This is a genomic window from Arthrobacter sp. 49Tsu3.1M3, assembly GCF_900168135.1.
Classification (GTDB): Bacteria; Actinomycetota; Actinomycetes; order Actinomycetales; family Micrococcaceae; genus Arthrobacter.
This window is the reverse complement of sequence record NZ_FUZD01000045.1, coordinates 1-2,324: the sequence shown is the minus strand read 5'-3', so window position 1 is coordinate 2,324 and position 2,324 is coordinate 1. Positions and strand designations below refer to the sequence as shown.

The 2,324-nt window shown below is 66.4% G+C and carries 3 protein-coding genes; 2 read left to right on the top strand and 1 reads right to left on the bottom strand.

The genetic code is table 11. The features are described 5' to 3' along the window. Positions 1–133: 133 nt before the first annotated feature. The gene (locus B5X90_RS20845) at positions 134–340 is read left to right on the top strand and encodes a hypothetical protein (protein ID WP_143264864.1); all 207 of its coding nucleotides are present in this window, start codon (positions 134–136) and stop codon (positions 338–340) included. Positions 341–372: 32 nt separating this feature from the next. Beyond that, complete coding sequence (locus B5X90_RS20840) at positions 373–954, top strand: dihydrofolate reductase family protein (protein ID WP_079555784.1); 582 nt, start codon at positions 373–375, stop codon at positions 952–954. A 159-nt stretch (positions 955–1,113) separates the two neighbouring features. Here the strand turns inward: B5X90_RS20840 and B5X90_RS20835 are convergent, their stop codons facing one another. Next, positions 1,114–1,797: a DedA family protein gene (locus tag B5X90_RS20835; protein WP_079555783.1), complete on the bottom strand. Its 684-nt coding sequence runs from the start codon at positions 1,795–1,797 to the stop codon at positions 1,114–1,116. Positions 1,798–2,324 lie beyond the last annotated feature (527 nt).

Below are 2,324 nucleotides of genomic sequence, written 5' to 3'. Positions count from 1 at the left end.
CACCCGGGAGGGTGTGGGAGAGTAGGTCACCGCCGGAACACCATTAACGGTCGAGGACCCCAACCACCAGGTTGGGGTCCTCCCGCATTTAACCCCCCTTTCCAGGGTTTGACGGCACTTCACAATGCAAAGTGTGTCCGGTGACGCTGATGCGCCGATCGTCGTCGAATCCGCGCAAACCAGAACCACCAAGCCTTCGGCCACGAGTTCCGGGCTCCCGCTGACCCGGTACGTCGAGGTCCGGCGGCAGTTCCTGCGCGAACTTCCCGGCCACGCGCTGGACAGCTGGCAGCTGCCGGCCGATTATTTCTTACGAGAGCGAGAGTTCACGACACCCTAAATTTGGGGGCACCCAAAGCAAAGGAGAGCCCCATGGGCAAGGTGGTCATGTACAGCTCCGTATCGGTGGACGGCTTCATCGCGGACGAGACCGACCAGCCCGGACCGCTGTTTGACTGGTTGTCCAGCGGTGACGTGCCGTTGGACGATAGCGGCGAGCTGAAGGTGTCGCAGACGTCCTACGACTACACCCGGCCGTACTGGGACCAGATCGGGGCGACAATCGTCGGCCGCCACGTCTTTGACCTGACGGACGGCTGGGATGGGAAGCCTCCGGGCGGGGTCCAGCACGTGGTCGTCGTGACGCACCGGCCGGAGCCTGAGGGCTGGGACCCCGAGGCGCCGTTTCACTTCGTCGACGGCGTCGAGGCAGCCGTGGCCAAGGCGCAGGAGCTTGCGGGTGACCGCGTGGTCGAGGTCGCCGCCGGTGACGTCGGTGGCCAGGTGCTTGCCGCGGGCCTGGTCGACGAGGTGCGCATGGACGTCGTCCCCGTCGTGTTCGGGTCCGGCAAGCGCTACTTCGGCTCGGTCCACGCGCAGCACCTCTTGGAGGATCCTGACGTGGTGATTCAGGGCAACAGGGTGCTTCACCTGCGTTATCGGGTGCGCCGTTGACCGATCTGAGCGGGTGCGCGAAGAAGTCCCCTGCGAACGGTGACACAAGATCCGGCCTCCGGCTGCGTTTGCGCATCGCTGTCCCTGGGAGAAGGCCTCTTGGCCACGCTGTCGAGGAGCAAAACATGCCCGAACGGGCGGGACAGCTGAGCCCCGGCTTCATTCGGCATCCGGCACCCCGTCCCCGGCCCCTCCCGCTGACCTGAGCTTCCGGCGTCTGCGCCGGCGCCAGACGATCACCAGGCCAAGTACGACGAAGGGGACCAGCACCCAACCGCCGATGTCGAGAGCGTCACCGATGGCATTGGCCAGCGCCCCGGCCAAATAGGCGAGAACGCTGAGGCTCGCGACCCAGGCAATGGACCCTGTGATGGTCCAGAGCAGAAAATTGGGCCACGGCATCTTGGCGGCTCCCGCGGCAATGGCGCCCCAGAGCCGAACAACTATGACCCAGCGACCGAAGAACAAGGCTTTGCCGCCGTGCCGATCGAAGAACGACTCGAGTTGGAGGATGCGATTCTCGTCGGCGTGGAAGCGCTGTGCGAGTCGAAGCATCAGCGGACGGCCTCCCACCCGCCCAAGTACATAGCCAATAGTGCTCCCGAGCATCGCGCCCAGGCTGCCGACCGCGATGACGGCGGCAAGGTTCAGATCTCCGTGGCGCGCCGAGGCGTAGGCTCCAAGCAGTACGGCCACGGCGGGAAGCGGTACGCCGGCGCACTGGGCCAGCACAATCACAAAGACGCCGAAGTAGTACGCCCAATCGTCGGCATTCCCTGCTTCGGTGGCGACGTAGGCTGCCCAGCCGAGCGCCACGAAGCGGAAGGCAACTAATCCGGTCATCGCTCACACCTCACTCCGCTGCTCCGCCGTGGTTCAAAATGACGGTCCCCGCGCTGCCTGCGTTCGTTCTGCGGTCGTGACCCCCGCGACGACACCGGGATGGCCCTTGTCTACCCTTGTGGCCGGGGCCGCGTCAAGAGCACGCTGCGGACACAGTCCGGGCGGCGGCGTTACAGCGTTTCGGGCCGCCGCGCTAGCCGCGGCGCTCAGGCCGGATCGCCGGCAACCACCACCGCCCCCGCCGCTACGACCGCCGGCCCTGCGCGTCATCTACCCCTCGAACAGCACTTGGTTCGCCGCATGGTCCGGGCGGCATCGGAAGTCCCTGCCCGCGTGGCGCCCAGCGGCGGCCGGCATTCGACAACACGACGTTCTGGTTGGCCGCCATTGCCTGGGGGCACCGTGTGGGGATCTGCCGGCACGGTGTGGTGACGCACGGCATAGTGGCCGTGGGGGCCGGGGAGCGTGCGGTGAGGTGCGTTGTGGGTAGTTTTGGGTTGTGGTGGCGGGGTTTTTGGGTGGTGGGG